Consider the following 21,055-nt stretch of genomic DNA (forward strand, 5'->3'; position numbering starts at 1 on the left):
GGACGTCAGGGTGCGCTGGTCAGCAACTGCTGATCGGCGCACCTTCGGTGTTCTTCGGCGCCGTGGTGGTATCACGGCGGTCACGAACCATCATCGATGCGACCTCGCGAATCTCGTTGTCGCCGAACAGGGTCGTCTTCAGCAGCGGCTGATATGTGTAGGCGACTTCCACGAACATGGTCGCGCCATTGTCCGGCGCCGTCACCTGCCGACCGGTCGGTCCGAGACCTCCGGTGAAATTGCCGGTTCCGCTGGTGTAGGGCGACGTGTAGGTCTTCGATCCCTTGCACCGCCGCCAACCCATCTTGTACTGCGCCGGGCTTGTGTTGGGACTGCTCGCAGGCTCCAGGCTGGTGATGATGACCCGACCGTTGGTGAAGAGCTGAAGCCCGCCCGCCTGAAGACCGGCACCGATCAGCAGATCGTTGATATCCGATTCCGAAATTGTCTTTGCCTGCAGCTGGCTACCGGTACCGATGCGTGCGGCATTGTCGGCGACCTGCAGGGCCAGCTGGCTTATCCGCATCTTCGTGATGACGAAGTTGGTCAGTTCCGCGCCGGTCAGTGCCATCACCAGGAAGATCGGCAGGACGAACGCGAATTCGAGCAGCGCCAGACCGCGGGAGTCGTGACGCAGTCGTCGCAGGAGTGTTTGGGGACGGGCACAGGCTGGAAAGCGCATCATGTGCAGTTCCTGACGACCATCGCGCCGTAGCTGTCCTGGTCACCGTAAGGCTGGTTGCGCAGGATCGTCTTCGCACTGACCGTGGTCGTGTTGCCCAGGCCGAGCATACCGGCGACCGGCATGACATGGGGATAGGTCAACGTGACGGTGTAGAGTGTCGCGTCCTTCGCCCCGCCCTGGCCGGCATTGCCGCCGTCGCGGTCCCACACCGAATTGCCGTTGGTGTCCTCATACGGTTCGCCGGCGTCGCAGGTGTTGTTGGCATTGGTGTCGGTGTAGGTTTCCGCGCGCGCGGCGGCGGCTTCGGTAAAGCTGCGGTAGAAGCGGCGACTGATCGTGATGTTCGCGGCCTTGTAGAGCGCCGATACCTGGTCGCGGACCTTCTCATCCAGCAGCGTCTGTGCTTCCGCGGCGTTGCTCGCCTCCAAGGTTGAGTCGCGCGCAGTCTTCTGGACAATCCCCTGCAACGCTGCCTGGGTGTAGAGCGTGTGGCTGACGTCGAACGCTCCCATCAGCAACATGCACATAACGGGCGCGACGATCGCGAATTCGACGATCGTTGCACCGCGCTTGTCTCTACGCAGCAGCGCCAGACTCGTCATCGTGTCAGCCTCAATTGTGATATTTGATCGGCGATGCTCTTGAACGTCTGCTGCAGTTCCGCCGCGTTGTTCGCGGTGAAATACTTTCCCGAAGATGCGCAAGCTGTCAGGCGCGTGATCGTTTCAGGCGCCAGTGTACCGAACGCGACCACCCACAGCGAGATGTTCTTGTTCTTGATGGCGCTGCACAGCGCTTCGGTCCGCTTGTTTACCTGTTGAACGAGTGCGAAGTTATTCGACGTGCACCCGCCGGTTGGCGCTGCGTCGGCCGACGTCTGGCGCCGGTCCCACCAGTTATAGCCGTAGGCCGTGTAGTCGTACGACTGTGCGCAGGCGTCACCATCGGTCATGAAGATCATGTGCCGTTCGATGTCGCCGCCTGTCGCCGTCTTGGCGTTTTCACTTGCGAAGATGCCGGTCGGCGACATCAGGCGTGCGCCCCAGATCAGACCGATATCGTGATAGGTGTTCCCCTCAGGATAGAGCGAGTTGACGTAGCTGTCGAAATCGCTGCCTGCCTCATAGGATGTCAGCTTTCTGGCTGCCTGCGGACAAAAGGCGGAATAGGGCCGCGAATAGTCATTGTCGCTGGCCGAGCGGGTGACGGCGCCATATTGAAAGGTCCAGTCGTCCCAGCCCACGAACGAACCACGGGCGTACAGCAGGTCGGGCAGCGCCGGCTTCCACCGAGTCGCGGCGCTGTCGGGTACGAGATCGATATCCAAGTCCTTCGCGCCCGATGGAATCGGATCGTAACTTGTCTGCCGGACAGTATCGCGTTCTTCAATGCAGCCTTTCCAGGCGATCGTAGTGGCAGACCCGTTCGCACCGATTGGCCATTGGAAACTGTCCTGCCACGTGGTCCCGTTCTTTAGCAGGCCGACGTTGACCGGCAGCGCGGCATACCGCCAGCCATTGAAGACGGTCGATGTCGTTGTCGTGTCAGTTTGCGAATACTGACGGCGGAGATCACCGCGGATTTCCTGCCGCTGCAGCCAGCAATAGCCGCCGCTGGTCCGTCGCGTCTTGTACGCATAGACGCGGCCGTACTGGTATGTCGCCCAGGTTATAGTTTCCGGGTTCCCGCCGGTTGTCGTCCGCTCGACCTGGGGGCCCTCGGCGTAGATGCCTTCGAAGGCGGTTTGGGGGGGGACGGCATAATTCGAGCAGGCGGACGCCGTTCCAAATCCCAGGCCCTGATAGTCGTAGTAGCCCAGCGGGTTCTGATTGACGAAATCCGTGCGACCGATCGATGGGCCCGTCGATGATGTATTCGTCTGGTTGGTGTATAGTGCCTCTCGCGTTTGATAATTCCAGCTATCGACGAACCATTCGGGCTTCAACAGCCGCCCGACGTTGACGTTGGTAGCATAGGGCACGAAGCCGAAGCGGATCTGCACCTGGTTGCCGGTGCCGCCGCTGGGCGTGCCGGTCGTGCAGGTCGCATCGGTGTCGAGCCGTGCGACGATCTCGTAGAAGCACTTCACCGCGACTTTGAGGCTGGCCATTTTGGTCATGGTATCGCCAGCGGGGATGTCCGCCATCGATCCGGTCGTGTCGAGCACGAACATGACGTCGGTGTTGGGCAGCCGCATCTCGGCATCGCAGGTGACCGCCAGCGTTTCGTCGGTCTTGCCGAAGATGCGCATCAGCGTCATCGGGATCGTCGCCGACGCGGTGCCGGTGACCTTGCCGGCGGCCTCGGTGAACTGGCGGACCGGCGTGGTCGAACTGAACATGCCCGAATTGAAGTTGCCGTCGAAGAACTGGTTCGCCTGCGCCTGGGCATAGTTGTTATTATAGGACCAGGTTCCGCCGCCCATCGCCTTGCGTCCGGCCAGCGCGCCTGCATCGCAGGCGTGCTGCAGGCGGGTTTTCAGGATGTACATGCGGCTGACGTCGATGCCACCACCGACCATTCCGGCAAGCGGGATGAGCGCCGCGGTCATCAGGACCAGCGCGTTGCCACGCGTATCGCGCAACAGCCGCATGAGAAAGCCATGGCCCGCATTGGCGGCCGGTCGGCTGCGTCCGAACATCAGAACTGTACCATTTCCTGCCCCATCGACCGCACGTCTTGCCCCCACGGTGAATAAGGTCCGATAAAGCGGCGTGGTTAAGGACGATTTAAACAGCGCAGAGCGCCAAATCCTGCTGGGTTACGCCCCGCGACACGCGCGCACGGGGCTCGCCGCGATCCTGGCGCTCGACGATCAGCTTTCGACGATCCTGCGCACGACGCGCGAGCCGATGGTCGGGCAGATGCGGCTGACCTGGTGGCACGGCGCGCTCACCGCGCTCGACACGGCGCCTGCACCGGCCGAACCGGTCCTTCAGGCGATCGCCAGTCATGTCGTGCCGAAGGTGTCCGGGCAAGACCTGGCCCGACTGGTCGAGGGATGGGAGGAACTGCTCGATCCCGAACCGCTGGACGCGGACCGGCTGGACGCCTTCGCCGACCACCGCGGGGGTGGGCTGTTCCGGGCGATGGCGCAGGTTGCCGGTGCCGCAGCGAGCGATCCGGTGGATGTGGCCGGACGAGGTTGGGCGCTGGCCGATCTGGCGGCTCACGTCCGCGATCCGGCCGCAGCGGTGCTGGCCAGCGACCGTGCTGCGCCGCTACTGTGTCAGGCACGCACGGCCCGCTGGTCGCGCGCCGGGCGCGCGATCGGCGCCATGGCCCATCTCGCGGCCATGCCCGACGCATCGCCGCCGCGGCGGACACTGCGCATCCTCTGGCATCGGTTGACCGGGCGCTGATTGGCGCTAGCCTCTCAAGCATAACGGCGAAGGGGCGATCGGACATGCTGCGATATCTGGCGGGCGTGGCATCGGCGTTGTTGCTGGTCGCGGCGGGTGTCTTCCTGTTTCGCTCCAGCGCATCGACCGAGCCGGTGCCGCCCCCGCGCGCGCTGGCGGCGCAGGACGGGGGCGGGGGCGAAGTGGCGGTGGATGACGGTACGCCACTGCCAGAGGCATCGCGCCAGACCCGCGAGCAGCGCCGTTTCAACCGGTTCGACAAGGATCGCGATGCGCGGATCACGCGCGACGAATATCTCGCCAGCCGGCGCAAGGCCTATGCGAAGCTCGACACCGATGGCGACGGACGCCTATCGTTCGACGAATGGGCGGTGAAGACGACGGGCAAGTTCGCGACTGCCGACAGCGATCGTTCGGGCGTGCTGGATGCGAAGGAGTTCGCGACGACCGCGGTCAAGCGGTCTCAGGCAGCGCGGCGTCGCTGTCCGCCGCAGCAGCCGGCGAACGAGGCGGATTGAGCCAGCCGCCGAGCGCCGCACGCGCGCGGTCGGTGTACATACGCTTGCGATCCGCCTTTTTGGTGCGTCCCTCGATCGGGGGAAACAACCCGAAATTGACGTTCATCGGCTGATACGTCTCGGCGACCGCGGCGCCGGTGATGTGGTGCAACAGCGCGCCGAGTGCCGTTTCGACCGGCGGCGGCGCCATGGTGGTGCCGAGGATGTCGGCGGCGGCGAAACGTCCGGCGAGCAGGCCGACGGCGGCGCTTTCGACATAGCCCTCGCACCCCGTGATCTGCCCGGCGAAGCGGATGTTCGGCCGCGCCTTCAACCGCAATTCGGGATCGAGCAGTTCGGGCGAACGGATGAAGGTGTTGCGGTGCAAGCCCCCCAGCCGAGCGAATTCGGCATTCTGCAAGCCCGGGATGGTGCGGAAGATGCGGACCTGCTCGCCGTGCTTCAGCTTGGTCTGGAAGCCGACGATGTTCCACAGCGTGCCCAGCGCATTGTCCTGGCGCAACTGGACGACGGCATAGGGCCAGCGCCCGGTCTTTGGATCGTCGAGCCCGACGCCCTTCATGGGACCGAAGCGCAGCGTCTCGACCCCACGCTCCGCCATAACTTCGATCGGCATGCAGCCTTCGAAATAGGGGACGTCCTCCCAGCCCTTGTACTCGGTCTTTTCGGCGGCGATCAGTTCGGCGTGGAAGGCGTAATATTCCTCCTTCGTCATCGGGCAGTTGATGTAGTCGCTGCCCTCCCCCTTGTTCCAGCGCGACTGGAACCAGGCGGTGTCCATGTCGATCGTGTCGCGGTGGACGATCGGCGCAATGGCGTCGAAGAAAGCAAGGGCGTCCTTGCCGGTCGCCTGGGCAATGGCGTCGGCCAGCAGCGGATCGGTCAGCGGGCCGGTGGCGACGATGGTCGGGCCGTCGTCGGACAGAGCCTCAATCCGTTCGCGGACGATCGTGACATTGGGATGGGCTTCCAACGCGGCCGTGACGCCGGCAGAGAAGGCATCGCGGTCCATCGCCAGCGCCGACCCGGCGGGGACGCGGGTCGCGTCGCCCTGCGCCAGGATGAGCGAGCCAAGCGTCCGCATCTCCTGATGCAACAGCCCGACGGCGTTCGATTCCGCGTCGTCGGACCGGAAGCTGTTCGAGCAGACCAGTTCGGCCAGACCGTCGGTGTGATGTGCCGGTGTCGAGACGCCCGACCCGCGCATTTCCGACAGTTTCACCCGGACGCCGGCCTCCGCCAACTGCCACGCCGCCTCGCACCCGGCGAGGCCGCCGCCGATGATGTGAACCTGATGATCGTGCATGGGCCACCCCATGCCGGGATCGAGCGGGCAGGGCAATGGGGCAGGGCGTCAGGCGACCTCAGGCTTCGGTCCAGTCGATTGCCCGGTGCGCGACACAGGCACACGCAATCGACGTCAGCACGATCGGGACCGTCGTCATCCCCGCATCGAACGCGGCGGCGATCATCAGCCCCATGCCGGCGCCGGTCGCCGCCCACAGACGACGCAGGCGGGCGATAGGGCGGGACATGCCGAGCCACGTCAGCAGGCCGACCCCAATGATGACCGGCGCCGCCGCCGGGATCGCGCCGAACGGGATCGATAGCGGTGCGGAAACCAGGGCCAGCCCGACACCGCTTGCGATACGCGCCAGTGGCGTCCCGACGCCATCCGTCGTCAGGCTGAGCGTCGACAGGAAGCTGGGACCGGCGACCATCATCGCGAAGCCGATTGCCGCAAGGAAGCCGGTCGCGGTCGCGGTCGCTGCATCCGGCGCGGTCGGCTCGGCCTGAGCGACCTGCGGCTCGAGCGTGAAGTTCGGCGCCGGCAACAGGCTATCGGCTTCGGGGGCCAGCCAGAAGGCGGTCGGACAGTCGCGGTACAACCCCTCCTCCGGAGGCAGCGACCAGTGGAATGTCCGTGCCAGCGTTGCATCCGCGATCTGCGGCATGGCGGCGACATCGGCGGCGGTCGGGCGGATCATGGCGGGCTCCTTGTCGATCAACGAAACGGGGTGGGGAGGACGGAGCGGGCACCGGCGGTCAGCGCAGGCGCAGCGGTGTCGAGCCGCTCGGCAAGCAGTGCCAGCCGCTTCACGGGCACCGCGGGAAACAGGTGGTGCTCCAGGTGCAGGAACATGTTGTAGGTCAACAGATTGACCAGGCGGGACCGCTGCGTCCGTGCGACAGGTCCGGCATGGTCGCAGCCGTGGTGCGTGATCCACACCGCGAAGAACGCGGTCAGGCACTGCGCGACCAGCATCATCGCGATGTGGAACAGCAGGACGGCCGACCCGCTCGCGAGGGTGATGGAGATGGCAAGGACGTTCAGCGTCAGATCGATCGACATCCGCCGGCGCAGGACGGGACCGCCGCTCGCCCACGCGGCGCGGTGCATCTCGATGGGAAAGACAGGGCCGTACAGCAGCACGCGCCACGCCGGCATCGTGCCGCACTTGCCCTCCAGGTCGTCGGCGTGGCCGACGTGACGGTGATGATGGAGGTGATTGAACGCGACCGCGCTGTTCGACCCCAGCATCAGCGCGCTCAGCGCGTGAAGCACCAGCCGATGCCCGCGCGGGGTGAAGCCCAGATTGTGGTGGATGGCCTCGTGATTCAGTCGCAACGCGGTGAGGAAGATCATGAAGGCGGCGCCGGTCGCCGGTATCCAGTAACCTGCCGCTGCAAGTGTCCACGATGCCGCGACCCACGGCAGCGGGTGCAGGCATTCGACCAGCCCGTCACGCATCCGCATGGTCGTCAGGTCGCGCCACCGCACCATCCGCAACGCACGACTACGACTTGCCGTGCGAACCGTAATATCGGTCATTTCGGGAATAACAGAAACTATGGCCCGTGCGTCGTCGGCGGTCATGGGAAGTCTCCTACACGTCAGTCGGCTTTCTTGGCTTTGCCGGGAAGGAAGCGGGCGACCTTGCCGCCCAGCTTCATCAGCGCGACGAGCGTCGGCTTGGGCAGGACGCGCACCTGATCGTACCAGCCGCCCAGTGTCGTCAGGAATTCATGCATCCGCGCCACGCGCTCGCGCACCTGTGGCGGGGCGCTGTCATCCTTGCGCAGGCGCTCGGCCAGTTCGGCCAGCAGCGCGATGGTCGGGTCGATCTCGCGGCGCTTGCGTTCCTCGGCGATACGCATCAGCATGTCCCACAAGTCCGCCTCGGCGACGAAATGGTCGCGGCGGTCGCCCTCGACATGGACGCGACGGACGATGCGGTACCCCTGGAGTTCTTTCAGTGCGGTCGACACGTTCGACCGGGCCAGCGCCAGCGCATCGACGATGGCGTCGGCGGTCAGCGGCGTGTCGGACAGGTAGAGAAGGGCATGGACCTGCGACACCGACCGGTTCACACCCCATTGCGTTCCCATCTCTCCCCAATGGAGGATAAACGCCTTGGCATCGGGATGGTCGACGAGTCGCATATGACTTCCATTTCTGTTATTACAGAAACTACGGACGAGAAGGGTTGATGTCAATCGACCTTCGCGCGCGCCCGCAGATTTTGTTCCTGTTCGCGCTGTTCGTCGGCGCGAGCTATTTCATCGCCGACAAGCTGGCCTTGCAGGGGCCGGACATGGTTGCGTGGAAGGGGTTCGGCGTCGGGCTGCTGGCGCTCTGGGCGGCACGCCAGGCCGACGACGTGGAGGGCTGGGCGATCGCGACCGTGCTGGCGGCCGGTGCGACCGGCGACGTGCTGCTGGCGACGCATGGCCTGACGATCGGTGCGGTCGCGTTCCTGATCGGACACCTGCTCGCGATCGCGCTCTATGCGCGGGGCAACTGGCGGCGCGGTTGGCCGGTGGTGCTGGGGTGCGCCGTCGGCACGTCCGCGATCGGGTATTTGCTGACGGGCTCCGGCGGCGTCGGGCTCTACGCTGCCGCGCTGGGTGGCATGGCGGGCGCGGCAAGCCTGGGGCGATTTGGCCGGTGGCTCATCGTCGGCGCATGGCTGTTCGTGCTGTCCGACGTTCTGCTGTTTGCGCGGATGGATTGGCTTACGGACAGCGCTTTGCCCGGACTGCTGATCTGGCCGACCTATTTCGCCGGCCAGGCGTTGATTGCCTGGGGCGTCGTATCGACGCTAACCGACCCGGAGCAGGTGCGATGACGATCTATACCATCGGCTACGAAGGCGTGACACAGGCCGAGGTGATCGCCGCGTTGGAGCGCGCAGGCGTGCGCCGCGTGATCGACGTGCGCCAGCTGCCGCTGTCGCGCCGGCCGGGCTTCTCCAAATCGTCGCTGGCCGCGGCCCTGCGCGATCATGGCATCGACTATGTCCACCTGAAGGCGCTCGGAACGCCCAAGCCCGGGCGCGATGCGGCGAAGAAAGGCGACCGAGCGACGCTGGAGGCGGCGTACGCCGGGCAACTCGAATTGCCCGAGGCGCAGGCGGCGGCAGCGCGGATGCGGGCGCTCGCCGCCGAGATGCCGAGCGCGCTGCTGTGCTTCGAACGCGACCCGCATGTCTGCCACCGGACGCTGCTGCTGGCGGCCGAGGGCGAGGGGGCGACGGTCGTCGACCTGGTGCCTTGAGGGGGAACCTCAGCGCCGCGTCGCGAACCAGATGACGTGGCGCGGACCCTTGCCGTTGCTGCGCGCGCGCACCGCGACTTCATCGACGTGGAAGCCGCTGTCCTTAAGGCGGCGGGTGAAGCTGGCGTCGTCGCCCGCCGACCACACCGCCAATATGCCGCCGGGCGTCAGCGCCTGGCGCGCGCGGTCGAGGCCGGCCATCGTGTACAGCCGGTCGTTGGCGTCGCGCACCACGCCGTCCGGACCATTGTCGACGTCGAGCAGAATCGCATCATATGGCCCGTGCCGGATCGCGTCGGCGACGTCGGTGATCGCGATCGTCGTCCGCGGGTCGTCGAGACAGCCGGCGGTCAACGCCGCCATCGGCCCCTTTGCCCAGTCGATGATCTGCGGCACCAGTTCGGCGACGGTGACGCGCGCATCCTTGCCCAGCTTTGCCAACGCCGCGCGCAGGGTGAAGCCCATGCCGTAGCCGCCGATCAGTAGATGCGGGGCGGGGCGATGGCCCAATCGTTCGATGGTCATTGTCGCCAGCGCTTCTTCCGACCCGCTCATCCGCGTGTTCATCAGCTCATTGCGGTCGAGCATGATGATGTGGTCGCGACCGTGGCGGAAGAGGCGCAAGGGCGCGCCGCCGGGGACGGGCGCGGTGTCGAGGAGTTCGCGGGGGGTCATGCGGCACCCTAACCTATCGATCGTCATCCCCGCGAAGGCGGGGATCAATTCTGGCTGACCGACGTGAGTCTCACTGCCTCCAGCGACTATTTATCCCCGCCTTCGCGGGGATGACGGTGGTGGGCTTTAGCCCGCCACCGGCATCCGGACCTGCCCCGTATCGTCGCGCTCGAGCGGCGAATATGCGACCACCGCCGACAGCGGCAGCGCGGCGTAGATGTGGGGGAACAGCTGCCCGCCGCGGCTTTCCTCCCATCGCACCGCATCGCCCAGCGCGTCGAGATCGACCGCGACGATGTGCAGGTCCGACTGACCGGAGAAATGCTTGTCCACGGTTTCGGTCAGCTGCGCCGCGGTCGACAGGTGGACATACCCGTCCGCCAGATCGACCGGTGCGCCGGCGAAGGTGCCATCGGCCTCCAGCGCGTCCATCTGGTCCTGCGTCAGAACCTTGTAGGCGGTGGCGGGCGTATTCACTGGCCGCCCTCCGGACCTTCGGCCGCATCGCCGCCGATCGTGTCGCCGGTGTCGGGCGCGATCTCGGCGTTGAGTTCAGCCGCAACCATCGCTTCTGCCGCGTTCTCAGGCTCTTCCTGCTCGTCGATCTTGGCGGCGGACACGACATGCTCGCCCTTGCCGACGTCGAACAGCTTTACGCCCGCCGATCCGCGGCCGATGACCCGCAGGTCGCCCAGATGGATGCGGATCAGCTTGGCTTGGTCAGTCACCAGCATCAGCTGTTCGGCCTTTGTCGCCGGGAAGCTCGCGACGACGGGGCCGTTGCGGGCGATGTTGTCGATGTTGGTGATGCCCTGGCCACCGCGGCCGGTGCGGCGGTATTCATAGGCCGACGACAGCTTGCCATAGCCGTTCTGGCAGACAGTCAGGATGAACTGTTCGCGTCCGCGCAGCAGTTCGAACCGGTCGAGCGGCATCGTCGGCTCGCCTTCGCGCTCGGCCTTCCAGGGGGCGAAGCGCAGATAATCCTCGCGCTCTTCCGACGTGGCGCCGACGCGGTGCAGGATCGACAGGCCGATGACCTCGTCGCCGGCGCCTAGACGCATGCCGCGTACGCCGGTCGAATTGCGGCTCTGGAATTCGCGGACCTCGTCGCCGGCGAAGCGGATCGCCCGGCCCTGGCGGGTCGCCAGCAGCACGTCGTCGCCGGCATCGAGCAGCGCGACGCCGATCAGCGTGTCGCCGTCGTCCTCGCCCTCGAACTTCATCGCGATCTTGCCGTTCGACGGCACGTTGGCGAAGGCGTCCATCGAGTTGCGGCGAACGTTGCCGCGCGCGGTCGCAAACATGACGTGAAGCTTGCCCCAGTCGTCCTCATTCTCTGGCAGCGGCAGGACGGTCTGGATCTTCTCGCCATTGGCGAGCGGCAGCAGGTTGACCATCGGCCGCCCGCGCGTGGCCGGACCGCCTTCGGGCAGGCGCCACACCTTCATGCGGTAGACCTTGCCGAGCGTCGAGAAGAACAGCACCGGGGTGTGCGTGCTGGTGACGAACAGTTCGGTAACGACGTCCGCGTCCTTCGTCGCCATGCCGCTGCGGCCCTTGCCGCCGCGTGCCTGGGCGCGGAAGGTCGCCAGAGGCGTGCGCTTGATATAGCCCTCGACCGTCACGGTAACGACCATGTCCTCGCGCTCGATCAGATCCTCGTCGTCGATCCCGTCGGCGGCCGCGGCGATCTCGGTGCGGCGCGGAGTCGCATACTGGTCGCGGATCGCGGTCAGTTCCTCGACCATCACCTCGTACAGGCGTGCGCGGTTGGCGAGGATTTCGAGCAGTTCGGCGATCGACGACGCTAGTTCCTGCAACTCGTCGCCGATCTCGTCGCGGCCGAGCGCGGTCAGGCGGTGGAGGCGCAGGTCGAGGATCGCGCGGACCTGAATATCCGACAGGCGATAGGTGTCGCCGGTCACCTCGACCTCGACCGCCTCGACCAGCTTGATGTACTGCGCGATCTCCGCGATCGGCCAGTCGCGCGCGAGCAGCGATGCGCGCGCCTCGGCCGGAGACGACGAGCCGCGGATGATGCGGACGACCTCGTCCAGATTGGTGACCGCGATGACCAGGCCGAGCAGGATATGCGCACGGTCGCGCGCCTTGTTCAGCTCGAACTTCGCGCGGCGAGTGATGACCTCCTCGCGGAACTTGACGAACGCCTCGATGATGTCGCGCAGGTTGAGCAGCTCGGGGCGGCCCCCGCGGATCGCCAGCATGTTGGCGGGGAAGGAGCCTTGCGCCGGCGTGTGGCGCCACAGCTGGTTCAGGACGACGTCGGGCGTCGCATCGCGCTTCAGGTCGATGACGATGCGGACGCCGTCACGGTTCGATTCGTCGCGGATGTCGCTGACGCCCTCGATCCGCTTGTCCTTCGCGGCCTCGGCGATCTTTTCGACGAGCGCGTTCTTGCCCTGCTGGAACGGGATTTCGGTGAGCACGATCGACCGCCGCTCGCCGCGCTGTTCGGTGATGTAGCGGCTGCGCACGATGATCGACCCGCGCCCGCCGGTGTAGGCCGAACGACAGCCCGCACGGCCGAGGATCAGGGCGCCGGTCGGGAAGTCCGGACCCGGCACGATCTCCATCAGCTCCTCGGCCGTGATCGCGCCGTTGGCGATGTAGGCCAGGCAGGCGTCGATGACTTCGCCCAGGTTATGCGGCGGGATGTTGGTCGCCATGCCGACGGCGATGCCGCCCGCGCCGTTGACCAGCAGGTTGGGGAAGCCCGCCGGCAGGACCGCAGGCTCACGTTCCTGCCCGTCATAATTGGGGACGAAATCGACCGTGTCCTTGTCGAGATCGTCGAGCAGCGAGTTGGCGACGCGCGCCAGACGGCTCTCGGTATAGCGCATCGCCGCGGGCGGATCGGGATCCATCGATCCGAAATTGCCCTGGCCGTCGATGAACGGCACCCGCATCGACCAGTCCTGCGCCATCCGCGCCAACGCGTCGTAGATGCTGCTGTCGCCGTGCGGATGATATTTACCCATCACGTCACCGACGATGCGCGCCGACTTGCGGTACGGCCGCCCGGCGACGTAGCCGCTCTCATACGCCGAATAGAGGATGCGGCGATGGACCGGCTTCAGGCCGTCGCGCACGTCGGGCAAGGCACGCGCGACGATGACCGACATGGCATAGTCGAGGTAGCTCGACTTCATCTCGTCGACGATCGAGATCGGCGAAATGTCGGAGGAATCCAGCGTCGGCGCGTCGGTCAAAGGTGCAGGCTTTCTGGCGTTACAGGATCGTTACGCCCTAGCCCCCACCGCGACTACCGACAACCCCCGCGCCCGTGCGTACGCGCGCGAGGGAAACGGGTTCCGGGGCTCCGCGAGGGGGCCCCGGAAACGCACGATCAGCGGCAGCGGATTTGGTCGTTGCTCCGCTCGACCGCGCGACCGCCCAGTGCGCCGGCGGCGGCGCCCAGCAGCGTACCGACCGTACGCGAGCGACCACCGTCGATCACGTTGCCCAGAATGCCACCCGCGGCGCCACCGATGACTAGGCCGGTCGTGCCGTCGCTGCGACGGCAGTAATAGCGGCCGTCGTTGCCCGAATAGATACGCTCGTCGGACGCCAGCACGCGTTCGCGATACTGGTTGCCGTTGCGATAATATTGCGCGGGATCATAGCCGCCCTCGTCGCGCCAGTCCTCGTAACTGTTATAGCCCTCAGCCCGGTAATCGGGCGCCTGGCGATAACCGCCGGTCCGGCTGGAGGCGGTGCGATAGCGGTCCATTTCCTGACGGAACAGCTGGTACTCACGGTCGAAGCGCTGCTGCGCGGCATCGAAGCGCTGCTGCTCGGCCGAGGTCTGGGCGGCAGCGGGCATGGCGACGGCCGCGCAAGCGCTGGCCACGAGAATGGCGATGGTTTTCAGGCGGGTCATGCAAATCACCTCGGGAATGCGGGTTAATGGCTTGACCGCTACGATTTACGACTGATTTGGTTCCATCCTGCGGGATCTAGCGCTTGACTTTTTCTAAGCAACAGGACGTCATGTATCTCTTGTTATTTGAATGGAAACGGCACCATGTCATTCGAAGTTAGATCAGAGTCATCCGCGCTGGGAATAGATTACGATCTAATAAACGTTAATCAATCAAATCGAATGGATACAAGTAACGACCTTATATATCACTACTGTTCGGCGGAAACGCTGCTGAGTATATTGAAAAATAAGACAATTAGATTTAGCGATGCAAGTTGCTTGAACGACGGTGAGGAAATAATTTGGGGAATTAGGCAATTTGAAAAATCTATGGAAAGACTTATTGATCGAGAAGATATTCCAGATACGTATCCAGCGATATCGAAAGTATTTATTGATGATGTGAGACAAAACTGGGATTTGACACTAAGAACCTCTAAGTCGTTCGTGGCTTGCTTTTCAACGTCTGGAGATAGTTTAAGTCAATGGAGGGCGTATGCGGATGATGGACAAGGGTTCTCTATCGGATTCAGCGTAAATGAGCTGGATACACCGGCTCGATATTTTAAAGTAACGTATGAAATAAAGCGACAGCAGGACTTAATTATACAGCATATAATATGTCTGTTTGAATTATATAAGAAAGATAATAACTTATTTATAAGAAGTGCTGAGGCAAATTTTGGCTACTTGTTCGATGTTATAGCAACAATGAAAAATCCAGCATTCACCGATGAAAGAGAGGTGCGTGGCAGTCATATTGTTGAAATAGATCTCAAGTATAACAAAGAAAAGCTAAGGTTTCTGGGTGGCTTCGTATGGGGGGTTGGAGTAAAGGATGGTAATATAAGCTACAGAGTTTCTAAAGGTCGCCTGGTACCATTTATTGACTTAAAAATGCAGATAAAAAGCCAGTTTGCCGTTAAAGAAATTTGGATGGGCCCGAGATGTACGACCCCAATAAGCGACTTCAAAATTTTTCTGAATACGTTAGGATTTTCCGGGATTGAGGTCAAGCAAGCTGGAAGTATGTATCGTTAGTTCGTATTTACAAAACTATCCATCACCCGTTTCCGCCCAGCCGTTTCAAACTCGATTTCCAGCTTATTGCCTTCGATCTCGACGATTTCGCCATAGCCGAACTTCTGGTGGAACACCCGCTGTCCCATCGACAGATCGTCGCGGCCCTTGTTGCCCAGGCTGATGGCGCTGCGGGTGGCTTCCTTCACGCGGGCGGGCTCGCGGGTGAAGGTTCGGCTGGTGAAGGCGCCGCCGGGGTTCTTCACGTCCACCGCGCCGCCGACGCCGGCCGCGCGTTGCCAGCCGGGGCCGCGGCCGGTGCCTCTCGCTACGTCGGCGAACGGGTCGGCGCGCTCGCTCCAGTTGGCGCGCCACAGCGACTCGCCGCCGGACATCGTGGTTTCCTCGTCGATGTGGACCTTGGGCAGTTCGGCGACGAAGCGCGACGGAATGCTCGAATTCCACTGGCCATAGATGCGGCGATTGGCGGCGTGGAGGATGATGGCGCGGCGCCGCGCGCGGGTGATGGCGACGTACGCCAGGCGGCGTTCCTCCTCCAGGCTGGCGAGGCCGCCTTCGTCGAGCGAGCGCTGCGAGGGGAACAGTCCTTCCTCCCAGCCGGCGCAGAATACGGTGTCGAATTCCAGCCCCTTGGCGGCGTGGATCGTCATGATCGTCACCTGTGCGCCGCGGTTGCCGCCGTCGTTCTCCATCACCAGGCTGACGTGCTCCAGGAACGCGCCGAGTGAGTCATATTCCTCCATCGCGCGGACGAGTTCGGTCAGGTTCTCCAGCCGCCCGGCCGCTTCCGCCGATCGATCGGCCTGAAGCATCGCGGTATAGCCGCTCTCGTCGAGCAACTGCCGCGCAAGTTCGGCATGGGGCAGCTCGGCCGCCTTGGTCCGCCAGCTCGCGAAATCGGCCACCAGTCGCCCGAGCGATTTCCTGGCCGCCCCGGTCATCTCGTCGGTGTCGAGGATGCGTGCGGCCGCTTCGCTCAGCGGCACCCCGAGCGCGCGGGAGAGCTGGTGCAGCTTGGCGACGGCCTTGTCCCCAAGCCCGCGCTTCGGCACGTTGACGATCCGCTCGAACGCCAGGTCGTCCGCCGGCTGGGCGACGACACGCAGATACGCCAGCGCATCGCGGATTTCGGCACGTTCGTAGAAGCGGAAGCCGCCGACGATGCGGTAGGGCAGGCCGGTCGCGATGAAGCGGTCCTCGAATTCGCGGGTCTGATGCTGCGCGCGGACCAGTATGGCGATGTCGTCGAGCGATCTGCCCGCGACCTGGCACGCCTCGATCTCCTGCGCGACACGGCGGGCTTCCTCCGGCCCGTCCCAGACGCCGATGACCTTCACCTTCTCGCCGGCGTCTAACTCGGTCCACAATGTCTTGCCGAGCCGCCCGCCGTTGTTGGCGATGACGCCGGATGCCGCGCCCAGGATATGCGGGGTGGAGCGGTAGTTCTGTTCCAGCCGGATGACCACCGCGCCGGGGAAGTCGCGTTCGAACTTCAGGATGTTCTCGACCTTCGCGCCGCGCCACGAATAGATCGACTGGTCGTCGTCGCCGACGCAGGCGATGTTCTTGCGCTCCTGCGCCAATAGGCGGAGCCAGAGATACTGGACGCTGTTGGTGTCCTGATATTCGTCGACCATGATGTAGCGGAAGCGCTTCTGATAGTGTTCCAGCACCTCGCGGTGTTCGCGCAGCAGGACGAGGCTGTGGAGCAGCAGGTCGCCGAAGTCGCAGGCATTCAGCGTCTTCAGCCGATCCTGATAGGCCTGGTACAGCTGCTGGCCCTTGCCGTTGGCGTACAGTTCGCTCTCCCCGGCATCGAGTTGCGCAGGCGTCAGCCCCTTGTTCTTCCAGCTGTCGATGAACCCCGCCAGGCTGCGCGCGGGAAAGCGCTTCTCGTCGATGTCCGCATCGGCGATCAGTGTTTTGAGCAACCGGATCTGGTCATCGGTGTCGAGGATGGTGAAATTCGATTGCAGCCCGACCAGCTCGGCGTGCCGCCTGAGCATCTTCGCGCCGATGCTGTGGAAGGTGCCGAGCCACGGCATCCCCTCCACCATGTCGCCGACCAGCCGCCCGACGCGCTCGCGCATCTCTTTGGCCGCCTTGTTGGTGAAGGTGACGCTCAGGATTTCGGACGGGTACGCGCGGCGCGTGTAGAGCAGATGCGCCAGCCGTGCGGTCAGCGCCGCGGTCTTGCCAGTGCCGGCGCCGGCGAGCACGAGAACCGGCCCTTCGGTCGTCAGCACCGCCTCGCGCTGCGGTTCGTTAAGGCCGCGGAGGTAGGACGGCTCGTCGGTGTGGGGGGCTGGCGCAGACATTCGCGAACAGGTAGGGAACGCGGCCGGCGAGGGCAAGTTTTTGGCGCAAGGCGAGGATGCGGACAGTGACGACGACGGCCAACGCAGCCCGCCCGGTGGCGCCCCGGTGAGCGACACGCCCGAACGCTCGCGCTGGATCGAGCGGTTTCCTGTCTTCCAGGATCGCCCGTGGCTCGGCGTCGTCGCGACGCTGGTCCTTGCCGCGGTGGCGTTTGCGGTGCGCGAAGGCGTCGATCCATGGATGCCGGCGGGCTTTCCCTATGTGACCTTCTTCCCCGCGATCATCGTGACATCCTTCCTGTTCGGCGCGCGGCTGGGTGCGGTGTCGGCGGTGATCTGCGGGTTCCTCGCCTGGTATTTCTTCCTCGCGCCGCGCTATTCGTTCGCGGTGGACCGGGGCGTGACGGTCGCGCTCGGCTTCTACCTGTTCGTCGTCGTCACCGACCTGGTGCTGGTCCACTGGATGCAATCCGGCAACCGCCGGCTGGCCGCGGAGCGCGAGGCCAACCGTGTGCTGGCCGAGACGCGCGAGTTGCTGTTCCGCGAATTGCAACACCGTGTGTCGAACAACCTCCAGGTCGCCGCCGCACTGTTGACGGTGCAGACGCGCCAGCTTGCCGATCCTGACGCGCGGGCAGCGCTGTCGGAGGCGTCGCGCCGGCTGGAGCTGATCGGGCGGATCAGCCGCCAGCTCTACGACACCAGCGGCGCCGCGCAGATGTTGGTGCCGTTTCTGGACGAGCTGTGCCGCAGTGTCATCGACGCGAGCGGCCGCACCGACGTGGGTGTGGCGGTGACGGGTGATCCGGCGATCCGCATCGAGCCGGACGCGGCGATCCCGACCGCGCTGATCGTCGCGGAATCGGTCGCCAACGCGATCGAACATGGCTTCGCTCGCGACCGCGCCGGCAAAATTGAGGTACGCGTGCTACGCGACACCGCGACCGGCGAACTGGTGGTCAACGTCGAGGACGACGGCCACGGCCTGCCCGACGATTTCGATGGCGGCGCACCGGCCAGTCTGGGATTGCGCATCGCGACCATGCTGGCGAAATCGCGCGGCGGGCGGTTCGACCTGGCGCGGGCGGCGGGCACGCGAGCGACGCTGACGCTACCGGGTACGTGATCGGTTATCCCGCCGCGCCAGACCCATGAACGGGATGCGAGGTCGCGTCGATACGTCGGGGGTCTTGCCCTCCCTCTCCACAGCTCTATCGTCGCTGGCGGGGAGGATTGCCAGTTGACTGCACCGTCACATCGCCGCGTGCTGACCGCCAGTTTTGTCGGTACGGGAATCGAATTCTACGATTTCTACATCTACGCGACCGCCGCCAGCCTGGTGTTCGGCAGCATCTTCTTCCCCTCGCACGATCCGGCGCTGCAACAGATGGCGGCGTTCGCGACGTTGGCGGTGGCGTTCTTCGCGCGGCCGGTGGGGGCGGCGTTCTTCGGACATTTCGGCGACCGGATCGGACGCAAGTCTACGTTGGTCGCCTCGCTGCTGACGATGGGCATCTCGACGACGCTCGTCGCAGCGCTCCCGACCTATCAGCAGGCGGGCTGGATCGCGCCGTTCGCGCTGTGCGTGCTGCGCTTTGGGCAGGGCTTCGGCCTTGGGGGCGAATGGGGCGGGGCGGCGCTTCTGGCAGTGGAAAATGCGCCGCCTGGCTGGCGCGCCCGCTATGGCAGCGCGCCGCAGATGGGGGCGCCGGCCGGGTTTATCGCCGCGAACGGCCTGTTCCTGATCCTGGGTGTCGCGCTGACCCCCGAACAGTTCCGCGACTGGGGCTGGCGCCTGCCGTTCGCGATCAGCGCGTTGCTGGTCGCAGTCGGCCTGTACATCCGCCTGAAGCTGACCGAGACCCCGGAATTCGCGCAATCGTTGAAGGACGCGCCGCCGCCGAAGGTGCCGCTCGCCGAACTGGTTCGCAACCACGGCCGGATGCTGGTCGGCGGGACGGTCGGCGCGATCGCGTGCTTTGCGACCTACTATGTCGGAACGGCCTTCCTGCTCGGCTACGGCACCAAGACGCTGGGCCATTCGATGCAGGCGTTCCTGGGCATCCAGCTGGTCGCGATCCTGTTCATGGCGGTTGGCATCTATTCGGCGGCCTGGCTGGCGGACAAGCATTTCGACGAGCGGCGGGTGCTGGCGGGCGGATGCGTCGCGACGATCCTGCTGGGCTTCGTCATCGCGCCGCTGGTCCAGGCATCGCTGTTCGGCGCGTTCGTGTTCCTGGCGCTCGCGCTGCTGGCGATGGGCTTCGTCTACGGTCCGCTGGGCGCATGGCTGCCGGGGCTGTTCCCGCCGCGAGTGCGCTACACCGGCGCGTCGATGACGTTCAACATCGCCGGCGTGCTGGGCGGCGGGCTGACCCCGCTTATCTCGCAGTGGTTGACTCTGAAGGGCGGGCTGGCGTCGGTCGGCCTGTATCTCAGCGCAACGACGGCGCTGAGCCTGATCGCGCTGCTGCTGTTGCGTCCACGAACCGTCGATCCGGTTCCGCTCGAGGGAGTTTGGCCATGATCCTGCCGTTGCTGCTGGCCGCCGCCAGCCCGTCCGCCGACTATGCAGCCGCTATCCGCGCGGATTACGCCAAGGACCTGGGCGCGCTGTTCGACTGGTTCCACCGCAATCCGGAACTGAGTTTCAAGGAGATCAATACCGCCGCGCGGATGGCCGCCGAACTGCGCAAGGCGGGTGCGACCGTGACCGAAAAGGTCGGCGGCACCGGCGTTGTTGCCGTCATGACCAACGGCGTCGGCCCGACCGTCCTGCTGCGCGCCGACATGGACGGCTTGCCTGTCAAGGAAGCGAGCGGCCTGCCGAACATGTCGGTCGTGCGCCAGGTCGGGGTCGATGGGGTCGAGAGCCCGGTGATGCACGCCTGCGGCCACGACACGCACATTACCGCGATGGTCGCGACTGCGCGCCGCCTGGCGGCGATGAAGGATCGCTGGAAGGGCACGGTTGTGATGATCGTCCAGCCCGCCGAGGAACGCGTCGGCGGCGCAGCGGCGATGCTCAAGGACGGGCTCTACACCCGCTTCCCGAAGCCCGACTATGCGCTGGCCTTCCACGTCTCCGCGCAACAGCCCACGGGCACGGTCGCGGCGTCGGAGGGCATTCAATATTCGTCTGCCGATTCGGTCGACATCGTCGTGCCCGGGGTGGGTGCGCACGGTGCTTCGCCGAACACCGGCAAGGACCCGGTCTATATGGCCAGCCAGATCGTCATCGCGCTCCAGGGCCTGATCAGCCGCGAACGCGCGCCGCTGGCGCCGGGCGTCATCACGGTCGGATCGTTCCACGCCGGGACCAAGCACAACATCATCTCCGACGAAGCGCGGTTGCAGGTGACGCTGCGCGCCAACGACGAAAAGACGCGCGCGCAACTGCTTGCCGGGATCAAGCGGGTGGCAGAGGGCGTCGGGCGGCTGAACGGCATGGCCGACGACAAGCTGCCGAGGGTTACCGTCAGCGAGGGCACGCCGACGACGATCAACGATGCGAAACTCGCCCGCCGGCTGAACGCCGCACTCGCCCGCGACATGGGTGCGGCGGCTGTCATTCCGTTCGAGCAGAACGGCATGGGGGCGGAGGACTTCGCCTATCTGGTGCAGCCCGAACTGAAGGTCCCCGGCTATTACTTCGCGGTCGGCGGCACCCCGCGTGCGGCGCTGGAGGCGGCGGCGAACGGCACGGGTCCGGCCGTCGCGTCGCACCACTCGCCGCTGTTCAAGGTCGCGCCCGAACCCGCGATCGTGACCGGCGCGACCGCGATGACCGCCGCGGTGCTGGACCTGCTGGGGCCGGCAAAGGCGGGGGCGGGGGCCGACTAACCCCTATTCGTCACCCCGGCATAGGCCGGGGTCCACCGTGCCGATAGGGAAGGGCAGGAGGCCCACGTGCTTCCTCAAGCCGCGCAGTGGACCCCGGCCTGCGCCGGGG

At 65.1% G+C, this 21,055-nt stretch carries 20 protein-coding genes; 8 read left to right on the top strand and 12 right to left on the bottom strand.

What is annotated here, in order from left to right; translation table 11 throughout:
• Nucleotides 1-19 precede the first annotated feature (19 nt).
• From ASE86_RS08475 to ASE86_RS08485, 3 genes are read right to left on the bottom strand one after another with little or no spacing between them, the layout of a single operon-like run.
• On the bottom strand, nucleotides 20-685 hold the full coding sequence (locus ASE86_RS08475) for a TadE/TadG family type IV pilus assembly protein (protein ID WP_156347076.1): 666 nt from the start codon (nucleotides 683-685) through the stop codon (nucleotides 20-22).
• On the bottom strand, nucleotides 682-1,287 hold the full coding sequence (locus tag ASE86_RS08480; protein WP_056424590.1) for a TadE/TadG family type IV pilus assembly protein: 606 nt from the start codon (nucleotides 1,285-1,287) through the stop codon (nucleotides 682-684). The genes ASE86_RS08475 and ASE86_RS08480 overlap by 4 nt, the downstream gene beginning before the upstream one ends.
• The gene (locus tag ASE86_RS08485; RefSeq protein ID WP_056424593.1) at nucleotides 1,284-3,326 is read right to left on the bottom strand and encodes a TadE/TadG family type IV pilus assembly protein; all 2,043 of its coding nucleotides are present in this window, start codon (nucleotides 3,324-3,326) and stop codon (nucleotides 1,284-1,286) included. The genes ASE86_RS08480 and ASE86_RS08485 overlap by 4 nt, the downstream gene beginning before the upstream one ends.
• Before the next feature lie 73 nt (nucleotides 3,327-3,399).
• On the opposite strand from ASE86_RS08485, the gene ASE86_RS08490 reads away from it, so the two are divergent.
• On the top strand, nucleotides 3,400-4,047 hold the full coding sequence (locus ASE86_RS08490; protein ID WP_056424598.1) for a squalene/phytoene synthase family protein: 648 nt from the start codon (nucleotides 3,400-3,402) through the stop codon (nucleotides 4,045-4,047).
• A gap of 44 nt (nucleotides 4,048-4,091) precedes the next feature.
• Nucleotides 4,092-4,565, top strand: coding sequence for an EF-hand domain-containing protein (locus ASE86_RS08495; protein ID WP_056424601.1), 474 nt, complete (start codon nucleotides 4,092-4,094; stop codon nucleotides 4,563-4,565).
• Here ASE86_RS08495 and trmFO read toward each other — a convergent pair.
• The 4 genes from trmFO to ASE86_RS08515 form a co-directional block, all read right to left on the bottom strand.
• Nucleotides 4,501-5,871, bottom strand: a complete 1,371-nt coding sequence (trmFO, locus tag ASE86_RS08500; RefSeq protein WP_056424605.1) for a methylenetetrahydrofolate--tRNA-(uracil(54)-C(5))-methyltransferase (FADH(2)-oxidizing) TrmFO — start codon at nucleotides 5,869-5,871, stop codon at nucleotides 4,501-4,503. The two genes, ASE86_RS08495 and trmFO, sit on opposite strands and share 65 nt — an antisense overlap.
• 58 nt (nucleotides 5,872-5,929) lie before the next feature.
• Complete coding sequence (locus ASE86_RS08505) at nucleotides 5,930-6,553, bottom strand: hypothetical protein (RefSeq protein WP_056424608.1); 624 nt, start codon at nucleotides 6,551-6,553, stop codon at nucleotides 5,930-5,932.
• Between the two features lie 17 nt (nucleotides 6,554-6,570).
• A complete protein-coding gene (locus tag ASE86_RS08510; RefSeq protein ID WP_056424612.1) occupies nucleotides 6,571-7,398 on the bottom strand; it encodes a fatty acid desaturase in 828 nt (275 codons plus the stop codon).
• Between the two features lie 62 nt (nucleotides 7,399-7,460).
• Nucleotides 7,461-8,009, bottom strand: coding sequence for a GbsR/MarR family transcriptional regulator (locus ASE86_RS08515; RefSeq protein ID WP_056424614.1), 549 nt, complete (start codon nucleotides 8,007-8,009; stop codon nucleotides 7,461-7,463).
• Between the two features lie 47 nt (nucleotides 8,010-8,056).
• Here ASE86_RS08515 and ASE86_RS08520 point away from each other — a divergent pair, with 47 nt between their 5' ends.
• Together ASE86_RS08520 and ASE86_RS08525 are read left to right on the top strand one after the other, a co-directional pair.
• Nucleotides 8,057-8,695, top strand: coding sequence for a lysoplasmalogenase family protein (locus ASE86_RS08520; protein ID WP_056424618.1), 639 nt, complete (start codon nucleotides 8,057-8,059; stop codon nucleotides 8,693-8,695).
• Nucleotides 8,692-9,123 carry a DUF488 family protein gene (locus tag ASE86_RS08525; RefSeq protein WP_056424621.1) on the top strand — a complete coding sequence of 144 codons (432 nt, stop codon included), beginning with the start codon at nucleotides 8,692-8,694 and terminating at the stop codon, nucleotides 9,121-9,123. Before ASE86_RS08520 ends, ASE86_RS08525 begins: the two co-directional genes overlap by 4 nt.
• A 9-nt stretch (nucleotides 9,124-9,132) precedes the next feature.
• On the opposite strand, the gene ASE86_RS08530 is transcribed toward ASE86_RS08525, so the two are convergent.
• The 4 genes from ASE86_RS08530 to ASE86_RS08545 form a co-directional block, all read right to left on the bottom strand.
• Nucleotides 9,133-9,798, bottom strand: coding sequence for a spermidine synthase (locus tag ASE86_RS08530; RefSeq protein WP_056424625.1), 666 nt, complete (start codon nucleotides 9,796-9,798; stop codon nucleotides 9,133-9,135).
• 126 nt (nucleotides 9,799-9,924) lie between these two features.
• The gene (locus ASE86_RS08535) at nucleotides 9,925-10,275 is read right to left on the bottom strand and encodes a DUF952 domain-containing protein (protein ID WP_414881264.1); all 351 of its coding nucleotides are present in this window, start codon (nucleotides 10,273-10,275) and stop codon (nucleotides 9,925-9,927) included.
• Nucleotides 10,272-12,971: a DNA gyrase subunit A gene (gene gyrA, locus ASE86_RS08540; RefSeq protein ID WP_414881278.1), complete on the bottom strand. Its 2,700-nt coding sequence runs from the start codon at nucleotides 12,969-12,971 to the stop codon at nucleotides 10,272-10,274. Before gyrA ends, ASE86_RS08535 begins: the two co-directional genes overlap by 4 nt.
• 197 nt (nucleotides 12,972-13,168) lie before the next feature.
• Nucleotides 13,169-13,702, bottom strand: coding sequence for a glycine zipper 2TM domain-containing protein (locus tag ASE86_RS08545; protein ID WP_082441758.1), 534 nt, complete (start codon nucleotides 13,700-13,702; stop codon nucleotides 13,169-13,171).
• Between the two features lie 144 nt (nucleotides 13,703-13,846).
• On the opposite strand from ASE86_RS08545, the gene ASE86_RS15675 reads away from it, so the two are divergent.
• Nucleotides 13,847-14,785: a DUF2971 domain-containing protein gene (locus tag ASE86_RS15675; protein ID WP_082441759.1), complete on the top strand. Its 939-nt coding sequence runs from the start codon at nucleotides 13,847-13,849 to the stop codon at nucleotides 14,783-14,785.
• Here ASE86_RS15675 and ASE86_RS08550 read toward each other — a convergent pair.
• The gene (locus ASE86_RS08550) at nucleotides 14,782-17,103 is read right to left on the bottom strand and encodes an ATP-dependent helicase (RefSeq protein ID WP_056424631.1); all 2,322 of its coding nucleotides are present in this window, start codon (nucleotides 17,101-17,103) and stop codon (nucleotides 14,782-14,784) included. The two genes, ASE86_RS15675 and ASE86_RS08550, sit on opposite strands and share 4 nt — an antisense overlap.
• Nucleotides 17,104-17,209: 106 nt before the next feature.
• Here ASE86_RS08550 and ASE86_RS08555 point away from each other — a divergent pair, with 106 nt between their 5' ends.
• From ASE86_RS08555 to ASE86_RS08565, 3 genes are all read left to right on the top strand, one after another.
• Complete coding sequence (locus tag ASE86_RS08555; RefSeq protein ID WP_056426877.1) at nucleotides 17,210-18,229, top strand: sensor histidine kinase; 1,020 nt, start codon at nucleotides 17,210-17,212, stop codon at nucleotides 18,227-18,229.
• A 114-nt stretch (nucleotides 18,230-18,343) separates the two neighbouring features.
• Entirely contained in the window at nucleotides 18,344-19,630 is a 1,287-nt protein-coding gene (locus tag ASE86_RS08560; RefSeq protein WP_056424633.1) for an MFS transporter, read from the top strand.
• The gene (locus ASE86_RS08565; RefSeq protein WP_056424636.1) at nucleotides 19,627-20,946 is read left to right on the top strand and encodes an amidohydrolase; all 1,320 of its coding nucleotides are present in this window, start codon (nucleotides 19,627-19,629) and stop codon (nucleotides 20,944-20,946) included. The genes ASE86_RS08560 and ASE86_RS08565 overlap by 4 nt, the downstream gene beginning before the upstream one ends.
• Nucleotides 20,947-21,055: the final 109 nt, after the last annotated feature.

Source organism: Sphingomonas sp. Leaf33 (assembly GCF_001421785.1).
GTDB lineage: Bacteria > Pseudomonadota > Alphaproteobacteria > Sphingomonadales > Sphingomonadaceae > Sphingomonas.